This window comes from Nitrosomonadales bacterium (assembly GCA_016716325.1).
Classification (GTDB): Bacteria; Pseudomonadota; Gammaproteobacteria; order Burkholderiales; family Gallionellaceae; genus Gallionella.
Map to the genome: position 1 here is coordinate 2,166,101 of JADJWO010000001.1, position 17,885 is coordinate 2,183,985.

Consider the following 17,885-nt stretch of genomic DNA (forward strand, 5'->3'; position numbering starts at 1 on the left):
TTGCGTCAGCGCTGCAATCCCGCTTCGATTTCCTGGCGTTTTGATTTTCCGGCCAGTCGCTCCACCAGGATCAGTGCGAAGTCCATCGCGGTGCCGGGGCCGCGCGAGGTGACCAGTTTGCCATCCTCCACGATGGCTGCGGCTTGCACGTCGACTTTCGGGAAACCATCCAGGCAGGTCGGGAAACTGGTGGCCTGTTTGCCGTCGAGCAATCCGGCGGTCGCGAGCACGGACGGTGCGGCGCAGATCGCGGCGACATATTTTCCCTGTTGCGCCATCTGTTGCAGCAACCCGATGATGCGCGGATCAGCCTTGAGGTTGTTGGTACCCGGTTGTCCGCCGGGCAGCACGATCATGTCAAAACTGTGTTGCAGCGCAAGATCCAGTGTGGTGTCGGGTAGCAGCATCACACCACGGCTGGCGCGTACCGGTTGTTCATCCAGGCCGGCGCTGACCACTTCGATGCCGGCGCGGCGCAGGATGTCGATGACGGTGACCGCTTCGATTTCTTCGCAGCCTTGTGCGAGGGGGACGAGGACTCTGGACATGGATGGGCCCCTTGTGAAAGTTGATCTGCGCCTGGCCGGGCGCTAGTCTTCATCGGCGACGAATCAGTCGCGGAAATTCTGGTATTGCAGCGGGAAATCGGTGATCGATTTCTTCACGAAGGCGATGGCTTCCTGCAGATCGTCGCGCTTCTTGCCGGTGACGCGCACGGTGTCGCCCTGGATGCTGGCCTGCACCTTGAGCTTGCTTTCCTTGATCAGCTTGACGATCTTCTTCGCCAGCTCCGTCTCCACGCCGACCTTCACGGTGCAACTGCGCTTGATCTTGTTGCCGCTGACCTTCTCGATCTTGTCGCTGACGTCCAGGCTGCGGATGTCCACGCCGCGCTTGGCCAGCTTGCCGTTCAGGATATCCTGCACCTGGCCCAGCTGGAACTCGTTGTCGGCATGCACGGTCAGCACCAGCTCGGCCTGTTCCACGCGGGCGTCGCTGCCCTTGAAATCGAAACGTGTGCCGACTTCCTTGTTGGTCTGTTCGACCGCGTTCTTGACCTCGGTCTTCTCTACTTCGGAAACGATGTCGAAGGATGGCATGGCTGTACCTTTATCCGATCAATTAAAGTGGCAGATGTAGTGATAGGGCTCGCCGACGATTTCTATATCGAAGCTGGAGTTGCCCGGCACATTGAAGCTTTGTCCCGGCTGGCAGATCTTCCAGTCCTCGCCCTTGATCTTGTAGCGACAGCTTCCCGCCACGGTCTCCATGATCTCGGGTGCGCCGGTGTTGAACGTGAGGGTCGCGGGCAGGATGACGCCGACCGATTTCTTCGTGCCGTCGGCGAACTGCACGGTGTGCGATACGCACTTGCCATCGAAATAGACATTGGCCTTGGTGGTGACGCTTACATTATCGATCTTGTCTGTCATGGTGATTTTTCCTGTCATTTGGGTTCGTTGGCCTTGACGCCTTTATGATATGTCGCATAAACGTACACGGGGATGTCGAGGTCGCCCAGTTGCTTCTCGATCAACGGCTTGACGTCGTTCCAGTCGAGTCCGCCGAGTCCACAGGCCAGTTTTGGCAAGGCGATGCTTGCCGGTTTCTCCTTGCGGATGAAACCACGCAGCGCGTGCAAAGCGTGGTTGACGTGGCTCAGCGTGGCGTGGCCGGGCTTGCTGCCGTGATCGTAAGCGCCGTCGCGTGTGAACAAGTTGACCAGGTAGCGGCCATCGCTGCTCATCCAGGTCCACAGTTCGCCCGGTTTGGGGTGGCGACTGTGGCAGTAATGGCGGAAGTCCTTGTACATGGCCGGCATGCGCTCGCGCAGTTGCAGGGCCAAGCCATGCATGAAATCGTCGTTCGGCGCGATGCCCTGCGCAATACCTTTTGCGCCGCTTAACAGTATGTCCCCGCTCAGTTCGTGAATCATGGCAACCTCCATAAATCCGCGCCCCTGATGCGTCGCCGCGTTTTGCTGCACAGAGAGGCTTGCGTATTATTTTTTGTGTTGCAAATTCGCCGCGATGCGCATGCGCAATGCATTGAGCTTGATGAATCCGCCGGCGTCCTTCTGGTCGTAGGCGCCCTTGTCGTCCTCGAAAGTGGCGATGGTCGGGTCGAACAGCGAATCGGTCTTCGAGTCGCGCCCAGCCACGATCACGTTACCCTTGTACAGCTTCAGACGGACCACGCCGTTGACGGACTGTTGCGTGTGGTCGATCAGGGCCTGCAGCGCTTTGCGCTCCGGGCTCCACCAGTAACCGTTGTAGACCAGGCTGGCGTAGCGCGGCATCAGATCGTCCTTGAGGTGGGCGACCTCGCGATCCAGTGTCAGCGATTCGATGGCGCGGTGCGCCTTCAGCATGATGGTGCCACCGGGTGTCTCGTAGCAGCCGCGCGACTTCATGCCGACATAGCGGTTCTCCACCAGGTCGAGACGGCCGATGCCGTGTTTGCCACCCAGACGGTTCAGTTCGGCCAGCAGGTCATGCGCTGCCAGTTTCTTACCGTTGAGCGCGACAGGATCGCCCTTGATGTAGTCGATCTCCAGATATTCCGCCGCGTCGGGTGCTTTCTCCGGCGACACGGACCAGCGCCACATCTCTTCCTCGGCCTCGGCCATCGGATCTTCCAGATGGCGGCCTTCGTAGCTGATGTGCAGCAGGTTGGCGTCCATGGAGTAGGGCGAACCGCCCTGCTTGTGTTTCATGTCCACCGGGATGCCATGTTGCTCGGCATAAGCCATCAGCTTCTCGCGCGACAGCAGGTCCCACTCGCGCCACGGCGCGATGATCTTGATGTTCGGGTTCAGCGCGTAGGCGCCCAGTTCGAAACGCACCTGGTCGTTGCCCTTGCCGGTCGCGCCGTGCGAGAGGGCGTCGGCACCGGTCATGGCGGCGATCTCGATCAGGCGCTTGGCGATCAGCGGGCGCGCGATGGATGTGCCCAGCAGGTATTCGCCCTCGTACACGGTGTTGGCGCGGAACATTGGGAACACGTAGTCGCGTACGAACTCCTCGCGCAGGTCGTCGATGAAGATGTTCTCCGGCTTGATGCCGAATTGCAGCGCTTTCTTGCGCGCCGGTTCCAGCTCTTCGCCTTGGCCGACATCGGCGGTGAAGGTGACCACTTCGCATTGGTAGGTGTCCTGCAGCCACTTCAGGATGACCGAGGTGTCGAGTCCGCCGGAGTACGCGAGGACGGCTTTTTTGATGTCGCTCATAGCAATATTTTCCCTTGAATCTAAAAAATCAAATTTCACCAAGAAGAACACAGAGAACACGAGAGCACTCCAGAGTGGAGTGTTGAACTGTTGCCCGGAACTGGCTTTTGTAGCCCATTCTTCTTCGCGATCTTCGTGTGCTTCGTGGTTAATGTAGTTTGCAGCTTAATTATTTACCTTGCCCGGCAACAAATATTCCATCAATGCTTTTTGCACGTGCAGCCTGTTTTGGTTTCCGCCGCCGCTTTGCGGCTTAACATTCGCCATGCTCATGTTAGCGTTCACCGAAACGGACTGCATTTGGGATGCGCGTTCCACTTAACGTTCAATCTTGCCCAGCAACAAATATTCCATCAATGCTTTTTGCACGTGCAGCCTGTTTTGGTTTCCGCCGCCGCTTTGCGGCTTAACATTCGCCATGCTCATGTTAGCGTTCACCGAAACGGACTGCATTTGGGATGCGCGTTCCACTTAACGTTCAATCTTGCCCAGCAACAAATATTCCATCAATGCTTTTTGCACGTGCAGCCTGTTTTGGTTTCCGCCGCCGCTTTGCGGCTTAACATTCGCCATGCTCATGTTAGCGTTCACCGAAACCGCCTGCACTGACATGCGGCGCTTCGATTAGCTGTTAATTTTTCCCAACAGTAAATATTCCATAAGGGCTTTCTGTACATGCAGGCGGTTTTCCGCCTCATCCCATACCACGCTCTGCGGGCCGTCCATCACGCCGGCCGAGACCTCTTCGCCGCGATGGGCGGGCAGGCAGTGCATGAACAGCGCATCGGACTTGGCGACGCGCATCATGTCTTCGTCCACCTGCCAGTCGGCGAAGGCTTTCAGGCGTTCTTCGTTCTCGGCTTCAAAACCCATCGAGGTCCACACATCGGTTGTGACGAGATCCGCGCCACGTGCCGCTTCCATCGGGTCGGTGAATTCTTCGTAGTGTTCGTGGCCGTACAGACCGGCGCGTTCCGGTTCGACTTCATAACCGGGCGGGGTGGAAACATGCACGTTGAAGTCGAGGATTTCTGCGGCTTGCAGCCATGTGTTGCACATGTTGTTGGAATCGCCGATCCAGGCGACCGTCTTGCCGCGGATGCTACCGCGATGCTCGATCCATGTGTAGATGTCGGCCAGCACCTGGCACGGGTGGTATTCGTTGGTCAGCCCGTTGATCACCGGCACGCGCGAGTTGGCGGCAAAACGCTCGATGATGTCCTGCTCGAAGGTGCGGATCATCACGATGTCGCTCATGCGCGAAATGACCTGGCCGGCGTCTTCCACCGGTTCGCCGCGCCCCAGTTGCGAGTCGCGCGTGTTCAGGTAGATCGCGGCTCCGCCCAGTTGGTGGACACCGGCCTCGAAAGACAGGCGGGTGCGGGTGCTGGCCTTCTCGAAGATCATCACCAGCGTGCGGTCTTCCAGCGGCCAGTACTTCTCGTAACGCTTGAAACGTTCCTTGATGATGCGGGTGCGCTCGAACAGGTATTCGAACTCGTCGCTCGAAAAGTCCTTGAATTGCAGAAAATGCCGCAGGCTTTTCAGTGAAGACTCAGGCCCGCTTGCGGGCGTGATGTCGGAACTAAAATGTTTTACTTGTCCGGTTTCCATGATGCTTGTTCGGTCAGGATTGTAAAAAATCTTTGATCAGCGGGCACAGGATATCCAACAATGATCGTGCCTCGTCCTGCGTCATCACCAGCGGCGGCAACAGGCGGACCACATTGTCGGCGGTCACGTTGATCAGCAGGCCATTGGCGAGCGCCTGCTTGACCAGTTCCCCGCACGGCTTGTCGAGCTCGATGCCGATCATCAGGCCTTGTCCTCGCACTTCCTTGACGCCAGCCACGCCCTGCAAGCGGTTGGTCAGCCCGTCGCGGATGAATTGTCCGAGCGACTCGGCGTGCGCCAGCAACTTGTCCTGTTCGACGGTGTCCAGCGTGGTCAGCGCGGCCGTGCAGGCCAGCGGGTTGCCGCCGAACGTCGAACCGTGATTGCCTGGCTGGAAAGTGCCGGTTGCCTTGCCCGCCGCGAGGCAGGCGCCGACCGGTACGCCCGAGCCCAGCCCCTTGGCCAGCGTCATCACGTCCGGCAGGATGCCGGCATGCTGGAAGGCAAACCACTTGCCGGTGCGGCCGATGCCGCATTGCACTTCATCCAGCATCAGCAGCCAGTTCTGTTCGTCGCACAATGCGCGCAACTGTTGCAGGTATTCGATGTCCAGCGTGCGGATGCCGCCTTCGCCCTGGATCGGTTCGACCAGTACGGCGACCACTTCCCGGTTGTTTTGCGCGACATGGCGAATGGCGTCCAGATCGTTGTAGGGAACCCGCACGAATCCCTTGACCAGCGGCTCGAAGCCGGCCTGCACCTTGCGGTTGCCGGTGGCGGAGAGCGTTGCCAGCGTGCGGCCGTGGAAGGCTTTTTCCATCACGATGATGGAGGGATTGTCGACGCCCTGTTTGTGGCCGACCATGCGGGCCAGTTTGATGGCAGCCTCGTTGGCCTCGCAGCCCGAATTGCTGAAGAACACTTCCTGCATGCCTGACAGGGCGCACAGCTTGTCGGCCAGCGCTTCCTGCCCGGCGACCTGGTAGACGTTGGAGGTGTGGATCAGTTTGCCGATCTGCGCGGTGAGCGCGGCGGTCAGGCGCGGATGGGCGTGCCCCAGCGTGTTCACGGCGATTCCGGACAAGCCGTCCAGATAGCGCTTGCCTTCGGTATCCCATAGCCATGCGCCTTCGCCGCGCACGAAAGTAACGGGAAGCCGGGCATAGGTATTCATGACATGTGACATAGGGGACCTCTAAAAACAGACGGCGGACTCATCCGCCGTTCATATATACAGGTGCGTATATTGAGCCAAACAGCCCTCTCTAGGCAAGGGAAACAATGGCACTCTGATAGAGAAATCAGAGAAAATCTCCAAACCGTCATTCCCGCGAAATCTGAACCGTCATTCCCGCGAAAGCGGGAATCCAGTTAATTCAATACTCCCCGCGTAGCGGGACAAGCACTACTGGTTTTATCTGCCATGCAGACGAAACAAGTGATTCCTAGAATTGGTTCTGCCAAACAAACAAGCCGACATTGCTGTCGGCTTGCGGGATGCATCGAAGCGCTTGTGCGCTCAGGCCATGGCCTTGATCGCTGCAGACAGGCGGCTCTTGTGGCGTGCGGCCTTGTTCTTGTGGATGATCTTCTTGTCGGCGATGCTGTCCACGGTGCTGACGGAATCCTTGTAAACGGCTTGCGCTGCGGCTTTGTCGCCGGTCGCGATCGCCTTGGCGACCTTCTTGATCGCGGTGCGCAATTCCGAACGCAGGCCACTATTGTGGGCGTTCTGTTTGGTTGCCTGACGTGCACGCTTGCGAGCTTGTGCGCTATTTGCCATGACTGCTCCTATGAATTCGGTAAGACGAAAGGCGCGCATTCTAGTGATTCGTGCCGGATTTTGCAACTTTAATTTGCGGAGGGCGCGGCCGGGCGGATAGGGCGGGGCTATCCTGCTGGTATTGCCGGGAAGTCGCGGACGGTTCCGCCTGCATCGGGCGGGCGGCACGTCAACGCCGGCCACGATGGTATGATGCACGGCGTTTACAGCGGATGGCCACGAACCAAGCATGAATCTCCTCAAAGCCCTCGCCACGATCAGCGGCCTGACGCTGGTCTCGCGCATCCTGGCCTTCGTGCGGGATGTGCTGATCGCCCGCGTGTTCGGCGCCGGGTTGGCGACCGACGCCTTCTTCGTCGCCTTCAAACTGCCCAACCTGCTGCGCCGCCTGTTCGCGGAGGGTGCGTTCTCGCAGGCCTTCGTACCCATCTTCGGCGAATACCGCAACCGCAAGAGCGAAGAAGAGACCAAGGTGCTGGTGGACCACGTCACCACCATGCTGGCGCTGATCCTGTTCGTCGTCACGCTGGTCGGCATCGTCGCCGCCCCGATACTCGTCTATATCAGCGCGCCGGGTTTTGCGAAGAATCCCGGCCAGTTCGACCTGACCGTACAGTTATTGCGCATCACCTCCCCTTATATATTCTTCATCTCGCTGGTGGCGGTCGCCGCCGGCATCCTCAACACCTACAACAAATTCTGGGTGCCGGCCTTTGCGCCCATCCTGCTCAACATCTGCTTCATCGGCGGCGCGCTGTGGGCCGCGCCGTATTTCGACCCGCCCATCCTGGCGCTGGCCTGGGCGGTGTTCGTCGCCGGCGTGGTGCAACTCGCCTTCCAGTTACCCTTCCTGAAACAGATCGGCATGTTGCCGACACTGCGTTTCAGCCTGAAGGACGAGGGCATGTGGCGCGTCATCAAACAGATGGGGCCGGCGGCGTTCGGCGTCTCCATCGCCCAGCTCAGCCTCATCATCAACACCATCTTCGCTTCCTTTCTGGTGGCAGGCAGCGTGTCCTGGCTGTATTACGCCGACCGCCTGATGGAATTCCCCACCGGCATGCTGGGCGTGGCGCTCGGCACCATCCTGCTGCCCTCGCTCTCCAAACTGCATGCCAACAGCGACACCGTGCAGTACTCCAAGCTGCTCGACTGGGGGCTGCGCCTCACCTTCCTGCTGGCGCTGCCCGCCGCGCTGGCGCTGGGCATGATCGCCGTGCCGCTGCTGGCGACCTTCTTCCATCACGGCGAGTTCAGCGCGCACGACGTGCTCATGTCCCGTTCCGCGCTGGTCGGCTACAGCGTCGGTTTGCTCGGCCTCATCCTGGTCAAGATCCTCGCCCCCGGCTTCTATGCGCGGCAGAACATCCGCACCCCGGTCAAGATCGCCGTGGTCACGCTGGTCGCCACCCAGGCCATGAACGTGCTGTTCGTGTTTGGCATGGATCTGGCCCATGCCGGGCTGGCGCTCTCCATCGGGCTGGGGGCGTGCCTGAATTCGATCATCCTGTTCGTCTTTCTCAAGCGCCACGACATCTACCGTCCCGAGCCCGGCTGGAGCCTCTTCATGCTCAAGCTGGCGGTTGCACTGACGGCACTGGGTATCTCGCTATGGTTCGGCATGGGCAGCGAGGCCTCGTGGCTGGAGCGCGGCGGATGGGGACGCATCCTGCATCTGGGCGGGCTGGTCGTGATGGGATTGGTGGTGTATTTCGCCGCGCTGTTCCTGATGGGTTTCCGCCCGCGGGATTTTGCGAAGCGCGGCGTGAGTTGATCGAAGTGCGACTCTATAAAATAAAATTCCGTCATTCCGGCGCAGGGCGGAATCCAGCGGTTTTAAGGATGCGCTGATCAAGTCGTCATTCCCGCGAAAGCGGGAATCCAGCTTGATTTAACTGGGTTCCCGCTTTCGCGGGAACGACAAAACCATACTTGTTCAGCGCATCCTTAATCAAAATGCGTTTATGTCAGGCGTCTAACTGGACACCGGCCTTCGCCGGTGTGACGAATTTATAGCGATGCCTTGAAGTGTGGAGGAGGGGTTATGAGTGATTATTCCTACAACGTTGAAGAAGACACATTCGAAGAACGGGTGGTGGCGCGTTCGCACCAACTGCCCGTGCTGATGGACATCAGCGCCGAATGGTGCGCGCCGTGCCGGGTGCTGGCGCCGCTATTGCACAAGATGGTGTTCGAATACGACGGCAAGTTCTACCTCGGCATCGTCGATGCCGACGAGAACATGAAGATCGCCGGCAAGCACAAGGTGCGCGGCTTCCCCACCGTCGTCGCCTACAGCCACGGCGTCGAGATCGACCGCTTCCACAGCTCGCAGACCGAAGGTTTTCTGCGCAAGTTCATCGACAGCGTGATCGAGCGGCATAACGCGGCTGTCTGATGGCCGGGTTTCGGCCATTGCCGCCGGTGGCTTCTAGATGAGCCAATGTCCGTTATATCTACATCACCAGCCTCATACACAGACAGCCACGCCCAATTCAGCTGCCCTTTAGCCAAAGCTATCAGGCTAAATGGTGTCTAGTGTTTCGGGGGGGGCACACCACGGCGGCAGAATTCAGCTCGCCTAATAACTGATGGTCACCACCACCGTATCGCCATAGTTGCCCGCCGCGACCGTTTGGTTCGCCGGGATCAATCCGTACACAGTAAGGTTGGTGCCGGTCACTGTCTGGGTGCCGCTGGTTCCGTCGCCCCATATCACCTGATGGGTGGCATCGGTATAGAGGTTGTAACTCATCTGGCTGGCCGCCGATGACATGACACGGCTGGACAGACTGGCACCCCCGCCTTTGTCCATCTCTACCGTTACCACAGCGGGCAGATCGCAAGTGGTGGTGATGGTGGCGGTCGAGGTGAGGGCGTTGCCCAAATAGCTGCCGAATGACAGCGGCGTGGTCTGCACGGTGCAGACGGCGGCGGCCTGAGCGGTCAGCGTTCCTGTCAACAGCGCGCAGGCAAGCAGCATCCGGGGCGGTGTTTTCATCTGCATTATGGCTTCTCCTTTTTAGCTGCCGCACCGAGATCGCACACCACCTCGCCGAGGTCGTTGATGAAATTCTTGGATTCCGGCACCATCAGTGTGAAATGGCAGTCGCGCCGCTCGTTGAAGATACGCGCCTGGTAGCTGCCGGCGGCGATGCCCTCGACATAGATTTCGCCGCCGAAGCCGATTACCGTCTTCTGGCTGACCCCGTTACCGTTCAATTCCATGCCGGAGTATTGCGCCGATTCCAACTTATCGCCTAGCCGATAGAAAGCTTTGCCGCCAATGATCTGCATCTTTCTGACTCCGAAATCAATTACGCCGCCGCCGCGATAGCCGGTAGTCACCACCTTGGAATTGGAATCAACCGCGTAGTTGAACGGGATCTCGGCGGTATCGATGGAGAGCGTGTTATCCATGTAGGCATGCAGGTGGGGTAACGCCAGCGTGCCATTTGCATCGGTCTCGCCCACTTGCTGGTTCTGCACGCGCACCTTGACCCGCTTCATGCCGGGTACGCGCACCACTGCATAGCTATCGCGGATCGGGCGCGTCAGGTGTGCCTCCCCCCCGGCCAGCAGCACTGCGCCGCTCATGCTGGCATCGTAGGTGGGCGCATTACCGCTACCGGAGCGCCCCAACTGGAATTCGCCGTGGTCGTGGTGATATTGCAGGCGCGCGGTACTGGTGGTGTCGCCCTGTGGTGGTGCCGTAATGCCCGCGCTGTAACCGTAGCCGTTGCCCAGCGGCGGCGAAAGTTGCAGTTGTATGCCGAAAGTGTTGCCGCTGTTGTCGCGGCTAAAGTTCGCCGAAAGATACAGCCCGTTGCTGAAACTGTGGCCGAGCGACGCATGGATGCGGTTTTCGGGGGAAGCTGAGGGTAGCCAACTGCGAGTGAATTGGGTTGAGAGCGAAACATTGCGCGGCAGCATGGTGTTCATGGCCAGCGTGGCATCCTGCACGCGGCTGTCGTCAAAACGCATCGCGCGCGACCAGCGGCCGGTGACCGATGCGTAACCGCCGAGCCCCACCGCCAGCGAAGCCCCGCCGCGCCAGCGGTTGGCTGTCGGGCTTTGGCTCAGTGGATCGTATACGCCGCCGTAGTTGACGGATTGGCGGGTGTAGAAGAGGCCGGGCGAGAGCAGTTTGGTGCTGGCATAACTGTAGTCCGCCTGAAACTGCTGACCGCTCACCCCTTGTCTGCGGCTGGTGGCGGTGACCAGACCGAGTTGGCCCATATTGCCGAGCAGCATGTCGGCCGTCACGCCGCCGCGCAGATCGCTGCCATCGCTTTCCAAGCCCAGTCCCGGCGTGAGCCAGTCGGCGTAACCGTAGCGGTGGCTGGCCATAAGCACCGGCTTGCCGTTGTAATGCAATGCGCCGAGCGCATCCTGGCTGCGCCTCACGCCAAAGGAATAGTCGTAGCTGTGCAGACCGGTCGCCAGCAAGCCGGTGGAGGTATAGAAAGTATCGTTGATGACACTCTCCCTGCCGAAAGCATCGCGCACCAGAATCTTCGACTCGCCCAAACCGGAGCGGTAGTAGGGGATGTTGCGCAGGTCGAGTTCTCCGGCGGGGAACTTGCCTTTGAAGACCATATTGCCGTCGATATACACCTCCACCTCGGAAGGATTGAGCAGCATCGCTTTCATCGCCAGCGGCGGGCCGGTGAAGATGCTGGGGGCCATGCCGTAGTTCTTGAACATGCGCACCCCGCCCAGCGTGCTGCTGCCCAGTCGATTGCCGGAAGTGCCGGTCACATCGCCCGCCATCAAGCGGCGCAGTTCGTTCGTATCGTCGTATACCAGTTGCGACTGGGTGCGCGTCAGCTGACGCCCATTTTGCCAGTTGAAATTATTTATCAGCGAGAGACCGTTCCAGTTGGCGGCCAGCTCCAACGGTGCACTGTAGCTATCCGCAGCAAACGGACTCTTGTTGTAATTGAGGTTGTAATTCAGATACAGCGCATTGCTGCTGATCAGGGTCGCGGTCGACGGCTGGCGCAGTTGCAGCGTTTCAGTGTGCCCGCTCAGCATTGCGGGATCGGCCTCAATGGAGACGCTGCCGTTGCTCTCGTCCAGCTTGAAGCGCAACCGCGGTGCCAGACTTTTGAGCGAGAGCCGCTGCCCGTCGTCGGCCGTTAGTCCGCGCGTCAGACCCATGCGCGCGAGCGTGTCGCGGTCAAGCAACAGATCGTCGCCGTCGCGCATCATGAAAAACTCGCCGACCGCCATGGTGTTGAGCGTCACGCTGGCGATGAGCGGTCCCGATCCGGCGGTTGCGGATAGAAGGGGGGACTTTTTCTGCTGTGATTCTGCGGCAAAAGGACAGGTCGGCAGCATGGCCAGCGCCAGCAGCGAGAAGACTGTGCGCAAACCAAAACCCGCTGCGCGCGGGGGGCGCGGTCGTTGCATTGTCATGCGCGACTCAGTGTGCAGCAGGGGCTGCTTTGTCCTCGATACCTTCACACACCTTGGCGCTCACCGGAAAACTGCTCTGGCTCTTGTCCTTCTGGGTGTGTGCGGTCAGCGCGAGGGTATCCATCTTCAGGCAGTCGGCGCGCGAGATGCTCAGCGGAAACAGCTTGCTCACACCGGCCAGCACATACCAGCCGGACACTTCGCCGCTGTAGCTATCTTTGTTCGCCTTGCTGCCGCGCATCTCCAGCTTGTTCATCGAGTAATAGCGCGTGCCGTGGTTCTCAATGCGCGCCATCAGCTTGCCGTCGGCCAGCTCAATACCTTTGATCTCCGGCTTGGTTGGTTGCTGCGCCCCTTTGGGGTAGATAAAAGCGGGCGAACTGATCTGCAACGCGAAGCGGGCACCGGTCACACCCGGCTCATCCACCGGCAACTCGCGTACGAACAGGCGGAAACTCTTCTCTTTATTTCCCACCTCTTTCTGGTATCCCACGCGCACCACCTGCTGCCCCTTGGGCGGAACCGAAAAGATCTTCGGGAAGAACACCAGTTCATCGGTCTCGGTCAACTGTTCCGCGCCGGACTGCGCATCCTGCTGCCAGTCCATGGCGCGCACCTGAATGTTGGCCGGCTTGTCGCCAGAATTGAACACCGTGAGGTTACCGATGTTGGCCCCTTCCTCCAGTTCCACGCGCATCGGATAGGTCGAGATCGAAGCGGCTACGGCAGCTTGCACCGTGGTAAGGGCGGCGAGAATCGCGATAAGAACGAATTTCATGGTTGCACTCCTGATAGCTAAGGTGCGCAAAGATAGCGGGTGACAACCGAGAACTGGCCGAGCGATGCCGATCGTCCTGCCTTCTGATCCATCCAAATCAGATATCCGGGGTTCAGGGTGGCGTGCTACACTGTGACCATACTTTGTGACCATGGGAGGGCGCAATGCAAACAGCCATCGGAGCAGGGGAGTTCAAATCCAAGTGCTTGAAGCTTCTCGACGACATCGCCGAGAAACGCGGGACCTTGGTCATCACCAAGCACGGCAAACCCGTGGCAAAGCTGGTGCCCATCGAGCCGGAGCAACACCTGTTCGGCGCGCTCAAGGGGAGTGTCGTTGGAGAGACGGACATCGTTTCACCGATCAACGCCGAATGGGAAGCTGCCAAGTGAATCTGGTGCTATTGGATACCCATGTTTGGGTGTGGTTGCTTAATGGCGACCGCAAGCTCAACCCGAAGGCATTAAAAGCCATCGAGCAATCCTTGGCTGAAGAAGCGGTTCTGTTGTCGGCCATTTCCCCTTGGGAAGTGGCGATGCTGGTCAGTAAAGGAAGGCTCACCCTGGATCGGGATGTTGGAGAATGGGTGAGCGCAGCCGCCGGTATCCCGGGCATCCGCATAGAAGCCATTACACCCGAGATCGCCGTCGCCAGCACACGACTACCGGGGAACATCCATCCTGATCCGGCTGATCGCCTGATCGCTGCAACGGCACGCCATCTGGGCGCACTGCTGATCACTGAAGACCAACTCCTGCTGAACTATGCAGCAGCCAAGCATCTGAAGGCGTTAAAAGCTGGCAGGTAAGCATCTCGTCCAGCGGATCTTTCGGCGGGAAAAGGCTGATCACTTCAGCTCCTTGATCAGGTCAGGGTGCTTATCCAGCAGTTTGAACAGATTGATGACCGCCGCCACCGGCTTGGCCTGTCCGTGCTCATAGCGAGAGAAGGCATTCTTGCCGCCCCCCGCCAGTTTGGCGGCTTGCGCCTGAGTGAGTTTCAAGCGTTTGCGGATGGATGCCAACTCACTCGCAGCCTGTCGATCCACCTGGTCGCAAAATGCCAGCCATGCCGCTTCTTCGGCAGCGTCATAGATCAAGATCGCTTCGCCGTTCGAATGAACGCGTAATGGGTTGCTTATGTAGCCGACAGTAAGCTTTCATACGGAATGTGCAAGCCATCATGCAGACGTTTCACCATTTGCAAGCTGAGCCGCCGTTTGCGGTTCAATACTTCAGATACGCGCCCGCTTGACCCGATATAAGGCTCAAGGTCTTTTTGAGTGAGACCCTGTTGTTCCATTCTGAATTTAATGGCTTCCACTGGATCGACCACACCGATCGGAAAATGCTTGTGCTCGTAAGCTTCAATGAGCGTTACCAGGATTTCCATTTCGTCTGCCTCGGGCGTTCCCTCGGCGGCTTGAAATACAAGTTCAAGCCGCTTAAAGGTGGCGCGCAAATCGTCGTCGTTGCGAATCGGTTTAATATTCATTGATCGTCTCCACGTTGATCTTGTAGTACTGCGCATGGGTTCCGACAAACTTGACCCAAGCGATCCCGGCGCGATATTGCATTTCTACAACCAGGCGGTACTTATTACCTGCGATGTTGAACACGATGCGGTTGTTCCCGCAAACACTCGCGTTCCTGTACTGCTCTTTTACATCCTGCGGTGTCTTCCAGATTGCTTTGGTCGCCTCGTCGTACCAGCTTTGTAAAGCCCCCATCGAATCTGCACACTCTGGCTGACCCCAGAATCTAACTAATGTGCTCTTGGCAATCACCCGCATGTCAAACCTCCCAATATGGGAGATTGTAGTCTTGGCACGAATCAAGGTCAATCTGTTGTTTTCAAATTAAAAGCCACCGCCCGCCGGGGAATCCGGATACCCATAAAGATCCGCAGCAAGCAAACCCTGCATAACAGACAGCGCATCCGCCTGCGGTAAACCCGCAGAGCGAATCCCCGTCATCGCTCGGTCAGTTCTCGGTTGCCTGCCCTTACCATCGCGCCGAACCGACCGGACAGGCTTGGGACATCTCTCCCCAATAGTGATCCCGCCTGCCCGGTCACCCACAAGGCAAAGGGACAACATGGAAACTCTCAATCGCATCCGCTGTGGCCTGCTGGCGGCGCTGTTATCGGCAACGCTGCTGCCCGGCACGGCCACGGCGGCGGTCGCCACCAATAATCTGAATATCTCCGTATCCGTTCCTGCCACGGCCAATCTCACCGTGCAAGCCATGGACTTCGGCAGCAGCTTCAACACCGCGACCGACCTGCAAGCCACCGCCACCCTCACCGTCAGGATAGACCAGTCCATCCCCTACAACGTGACCCTCGATGCCGGGCTCAACTTCTCCGGCGAGCGGCGCATGAGCAACGGCAGCGGCGGCTTCCGCAGCTACCTGCTCTACAAAGATGCCGCGCGCACCCAACTGTGGGGCGACTCCGATTTTGCCGCCAGCTATACGTCAGGCAGCAGCACCGCCGCCACCGCTACCGCCAACCAGAACGCGGTCATCACCGTCTACGGCCTCAGCCCCGGCGGCACCCATCCGGCGGGCAACTACAGCGATGCCGTCACCGTCACCATCCACTACTGATGACACGCGCGATAAAAAAACTTGTTTCCGCTCGGCCAGTTCTCGGCAGGGGGTGGATAAAGTGCGCACATTCGGCCAAGCCGGTATCGGCGATCGTCCACGAAAGACACGAAAGGACACGAAAGGGAATTCTCTAGAACGCAGAACCATTCGTCATACCCGCGAACGCGGGTATCCAGTGTTTTGAACCAACTGGGCTCCCGCCTTCGCGGGAGAGACGAAATGCATTCATGGCGGCTTTCCTAAGGTCGCAAGGATGAACAGGGCGGGCAGTTCAGAACGATTTTTGTTTTATTTCGTGTTTTTAGTGTTTTTCGTGGACGAGGTTTTTAAGGATGCGCTGATTATGTCGTCATTCCCGCGAAAGCGGGAATCCAGCTTGTTGATTCGACTGGGTTCCCGCTTTCGCGGGAACGACAAAAACAGACTTGTTCAGCGTTTCCTTAATTGTTCAATCAACCAAAGGAGCAAACCATGCGACGCAAGCTAAGTCACATCGCTGCCGCCATCGCGCTTGCCGGGCTGTTGCCCGCAGCGGCGCAGGCGGCCAACACCACCGCGCAGATCAACGTCACGGCCACCACCGTGGCGGCCACAGCCAGCATCAACGTCTCCGGCGCGTTCGCCTTCGGCAGCGTGCAAGACACCGCCACCGCCAGCGCGCAGACCAGCTTCGATGTCATCGTCAGCAGCGGCTTTCCCTACGCCGTCGCGCTCGACGGCGGCGCGAACTATGCCGCCGGGCAAAGTTTCATGAAAGACAGCGGCGGCCTCAACGCCCGCGAATACGTGCTCTACCAGGATGCCGCCCGCCTCAACGTATTTGGCCCCGCCGGCAGCAACCTGAGCGGCCTCACCGGCACCGGTGCCGCGCAAACCTATCCGCTCTACGCATCGCTACTCGCCGCAGCAGGCACCAGCGGTGCGATCAGCGACATCGTCACCATCACCGTCACTTACTAATGTTTTTTAACCCAAGGAGAAACAACATGAAAAGCAGCAAACTCAAACTCGCAGCGATCCTCGTGGCACTCGGCATGGTGCCGGCATCGGTCATGGCGGCCACGGCAACCGGCACACTCAATGTGGCGGCTGCGTTTTCATCGGCAACGGCCAATGTCGTTGTCGCAGGCCCGATAGATTTTGGCACGACACAAATTGACGGCGCTAATACCCCCAACCCGACTAGCACTACCACGTTCACCGTGACCGTCACTAATGGGGTTGCCTACACATTGAATCTTGATGGCGGGTTGGCTCCTGGTGTGGCCACGAACACCCGCAATATGTCTGACGGCGGCACGAACACGCTCGAATATTTTCTTTTTCAGGATACCGGCTTAGTGGCCTATTGGGATACGGCGACACCCGTTTCTGCATCAGGAACAGGCTCGGCCCAGACCTATACGGTATTTGGAGCATCTCAAAAGCCGACGCTTTCGAGTTTCGCGGGTAGCTATACGGATACCGTGACGATCACTGTCGCTTATTGACCCATTGTGCCGCGCCCCGTGATCGCGGGGCGCAATGCTTTGAACGTGTGCATCTGACATGTCGGGTGCGAAAACAGAAAAGGAGAAGAAGATGTCGACCGATAACCCCGCCATGGATACCGCCGCCCGCTTCGGCGAGATTCCCTTTGTCGATTTCACCCGCGATCTGATCAACGGTGTGTTCGATTCGCTGGTCGAGGCGCATCTGGCGCAGGTCGAGCAGTATGGCGATTTTGTGCGGTCGCTGACTTCCGATCTTTCTACCTATATCAACAATACGAGCGGCAATGTCGATTTCGATCAGATCGCCGACTTTGTGCAGGGATTCGAATTGCCTGAAGTATCCGATGACAAGATCAAATCGGTGCTGGACAAGCTGGATTCTCCAACTACTGAGTCTCCTCAGTCGGAATCCATGCCTGCGGATGAATCAAAATGGTGGGGCGGGCTGATCAATGCGCTTGCGCCGGCGGTGCAAGAACTTGCTGGCAAGGTCGGGCAGCGCGAAGAGTTACAGGCGATTGCCGATTACAACAGCGGTGTAGTTGAGGCCGTGCCGGACTATCAGAAAATACACGATGCGATCGCATCGCTGATCTCATCGAACAAATACGGCCTGCTTCAGACGATGGCCAAACAGGGCATGATGCGGCTGGTGGTTACCGAGGGCGAGATCGAAACGAAGATCACTTTTTCCACTTGGAGCAACAGCGCATCGGGTTCGAGTTCGGAAGAGAAAATCAAGGAAAAAAATAAGAACAAAAGCCGTGATAGAGGGCCGGGCCGGTTGATGCAGCTATTCAAACGACGTGAATCGTCGAAAAGCAGCAACCGCACGGTGACAGTCAACACCGCCAAATCCTATCAGCGCGATTCCAGCGGCACCAAAGTCGATATCTTCGGCCGCGTGTTGATCCGCTTCAAGACCGACTACGCCCCGTTGAACGGCTGATATGAA

The 17,885-nt window shown here is 58.6% G+C and carries 23 protein-coding genes; 8 read left to right on the forward strand and 15 right to left on the reverse strand.

All coding sequences use genetic code 11. From position 1 onward, the window contains the following. Positions 1 to 5: 5 nt before the first annotated feature. The 9 genes from IPM27_10560 to rpsT form a co-directional block, all read right to left on the reverse strand. Positions 6 to 548 (reverse strand): DJ-1/PfpI family protein, encoded by a 543-nt coding sequence (locus tag IPM27_10560; GenBank protein ID MBK9161981.1) that lies wholly within the window; start codon positions 546 to 548, stop codon positions 6 to 8. Between the two features lie 63 nt (positions 549 to 611). Next, a complete protein-coding gene (locus IPM27_10565) occupies positions 612 to 1,100 on the reverse strand; it encodes a YajQ family cyclic di-GMP-binding protein (protein MBK9161982.1) in 489 nt (162 codons plus the stop codon). Positions 1,101 to 1,118: 18 nt separating this feature from the next. Next, complete coding sequence (locus IPM27_10570; protein MBK9161983.1) at positions 1,119 to 1,439, reverse strand: pyrimidine/purine nucleoside phosphorylase; 321 nt, start codon at positions 1,437 to 1,439, stop codon at positions 1,119 to 1,121. An 8-nt stretch (positions 1,440 to 1,447) separates the two neighbouring features. Beyond that, a complete protein-coding gene (locus IPM27_10575) occupies positions 1,448 to 1,936 on the reverse strand; it encodes an Appr-1-p processing protein (protein MBK9161984.1) in 489 nt (162 codons plus the stop codon). Between the two features lie 66 nt (positions 1,937 to 2,002). Continuing rightward, positions 2,003 to 3,229, reverse strand: a complete 1,227-nt coding sequence (locus IPM27_10580) for an argininosuccinate synthase (protein ID MBK9161985.1) — start codon at positions 3,227 to 3,229, stop codon at positions 2,003 to 2,005. Between the two features lie 471 nt (positions 3,230 to 3,700). Next, positions 3,701 to 3,841: a hypothetical protein gene (locus tag IPM27_10585; protein ID MBK9161986.1), complete on the reverse strand. Its 141-nt coding sequence runs from the start codon at positions 3,839 to 3,841 to the stop codon at positions 3,701 to 3,703. Between the two features lie 12 nt (positions 3,842 to 3,853). After that, positions 3,854 to 4,777 (reverse strand): ornithine carbamoyltransferase, encoded by a 924-nt coding sequence (gene argF, locus IPM27_10590; protein ID MBK9161987.1) that lies wholly within the window; start codon positions 4,775 to 4,777, stop codon positions 3,854 to 3,856. 79 nt (positions 4,778 to 4,856) lie between these two features. Continuing rightward, positions 4,857 to 6,029, reverse strand: a complete 1,173-nt coding sequence (locus IPM27_10595; protein MBK9161988.1) for an acetylornithine transaminase — start codon at positions 6,027 to 6,029, stop codon at positions 4,857 to 4,859. A 333-nt stretch (positions 6,030 to 6,362) separates the two neighbouring features. Next, on the reverse strand, positions 6,363 to 6,626 hold the full coding sequence (gene rpsT, locus IPM27_10600; protein MBK9161989.1) for a 30S ribosomal protein S20: 264 nt from the start codon (positions 6,624 to 6,626) through the stop codon (positions 6,363 to 6,365). A gap of 229 nt (positions 6,627 to 6,855) precedes the next feature. On the opposite strand from rpsT, the gene murJ reads away from it, so the two are divergent. Further along, positions 6,856 to 8,400: a murein biosynthesis integral membrane protein MurJ gene (gene murJ, locus IPM27_10605; protein ID MBK9161990.1), complete on the forward strand. Its 1,545-nt coding sequence runs from the start codon at positions 6,856 to 6,858 to the stop codon at positions 8,398 to 8,400. A 270-nt stretch (positions 8,401 to 8,670) separates the two neighbouring features. After that, the gene (locus tag IPM27_10610) at positions 8,671 to 9,024 is read left to right on the forward strand and encodes a thioredoxin (GenBank protein ID MBK9161991.1); all 354 of its coding nucleotides are present in this window, start codon (positions 8,671 to 8,673) and stop codon (positions 9,022 to 9,024) included. A gap of 183 nt (positions 9,025 to 9,207) precedes the next feature. Here the strand turns inward: IPM27_10610 and IPM27_10615 are convergent, their stop codons facing one another. From IPM27_10615 to IPM27_10625, 3 genes are read right to left on the reverse strand one after another with little or no spacing between them, the layout of a single operon-like run. Beyond that, entirely contained in the window at positions 9,208 to 9,633 is a 426-nt protein-coding gene (locus tag IPM27_10615; GenBank protein ID MBK9161992.1) for a spore coat protein U domain-containing protein, read from the reverse strand. Beyond that, a complete protein-coding gene (locus IPM27_10620) occupies positions 9,633 to 12,047 on the reverse strand; it encodes a fimbrial biogenesis outer membrane usher protein (GenBank protein MBK9161993.1) in 2,415 nt (804 codons plus the stop codon). Before IPM27_10620 ends, IPM27_10615 begins: the two co-directional genes overlap by 1 nt. A 7-nt stretch (positions 12,048 to 12,054) precedes the next feature. Continuing rightward, entirely contained in the window at positions 12,055 to 12,825 is a 771-nt protein-coding gene (locus tag IPM27_10625; protein ID MBK9161994.1) for a molecular chaperone, read from the reverse strand. Positions 12,826 to 12,989: 164 nt separating this feature from the next. Here IPM27_10625 and IPM27_10630 point away from each other — a divergent pair, with 164 nt between their 5' ends. Together IPM27_10630 and IPM27_10635 are read left to right on the forward strand one after the other, a co-directional pair. Next, complete coding sequence (locus IPM27_10630) at positions 12,990 to 13,217, forward strand: type II toxin-antitoxin system Phd/YefM family antitoxin (GenBank protein MBK9161995.1); 228 nt, start codon at positions 12,990 to 12,992, stop codon at positions 13,215 to 13,217. After that, on the forward strand, positions 13,199 to 13,633 hold the full coding sequence (locus IPM27_10635) for a type II toxin-antitoxin system VapC family toxin (GenBank protein MBK9161996.1): 435 nt from the start codon (positions 13,199 to 13,201) through the stop codon (positions 13,631 to 13,633). Before IPM27_10630 ends, IPM27_10635 begins: the two co-directional genes overlap by 19 nt. Positions 13,634 to 13,672: 39 nt before the next feature. On the opposite strand, the gene IPM27_10640 is transcribed toward IPM27_10635, so the two are convergent. The 3 genes from IPM27_10640 to IPM27_10650 are packed head-to-tail and all read right to left on the reverse strand — an operon-like array spanning position 13,673 to position 14,617. Further along, positions 13,673 to 13,966 carry a type II toxin-antitoxin system MqsA family antitoxin gene (locus IPM27_10640; protein ID MBK9161997.1) on the reverse strand — a complete coding sequence of 98 codons (294 nt, stop codon included), beginning with the start codon at positions 13,964 to 13,966 and terminating at the stop codon, positions 13,673 to 13,675. Then, the gene (locus tag IPM27_10645; protein ID MBK9161998.1) at positions 13,963 to 14,319 is read right to left on the reverse strand and encodes a transcriptional regulator; all 357 of its coding nucleotides are present in this window, start codon (positions 14,317 to 14,319) and stop codon (positions 13,963 to 13,965) included. The genes IPM27_10640 and IPM27_10645 overlap by 4 nt, the downstream gene beginning before the upstream one ends. Next, positions 14,309 to 14,617, reverse strand: a complete 309-nt coding sequence (locus IPM27_10650; GenBank protein MBK9161999.1) for a type II toxin-antitoxin system HigB family toxin — start codon at positions 14,615 to 14,617, stop codon at positions 14,309 to 14,311. Before IPM27_10650 ends, IPM27_10645 begins: the two co-directional genes overlap by 11 nt. A gap of 304 nt (positions 14,618 to 14,921) precedes the next feature. Between IPM27_10650 and IPM27_10655 the strand changes: the two genes are divergently transcribed. From IPM27_10655 to IPM27_10670, 4 genes are all read left to right on the forward strand, one after another. Then, positions 14,922 to 15,434 carry a spore coat protein U domain-containing protein gene (locus tag IPM27_10655; GenBank protein MBK9162000.1) on the forward strand — a complete coding sequence of 171 codons (513 nt, stop codon included), beginning with the start codon at positions 14,922 to 14,924 and terminating at the stop codon, positions 15,432 to 15,434. A gap of 474 nt (positions 15,435 to 15,908) precedes the next feature. Further along, entirely contained in the window at positions 15,909 to 16,397 is a 489-nt protein-coding gene (locus tag IPM27_10660; GenBank protein MBK9162001.1) for a spore coat protein U domain-containing protein, read from the forward strand. Between the two features lie 26 nt (positions 16,398 to 16,423). Next, positions 16,424 to 16,927, forward strand: a complete 504-nt coding sequence (locus IPM27_10665) for a spore coat protein U domain-containing protein (GenBank protein ID MBK9162002.1) — start codon at positions 16,424 to 16,426, stop codon at positions 16,925 to 16,927. A gap of 91 nt (positions 16,928 to 17,018) precedes the next feature. Further along, entirely contained in the window at positions 17,019 to 17,879 is an 861-nt protein-coding gene (locus IPM27_10670; protein ID MBK9162003.1) for a hypothetical protein, read from the forward strand. The last annotated feature ends 6 nt before the right edge of the window (positions 17,880 to 17,885 follow it).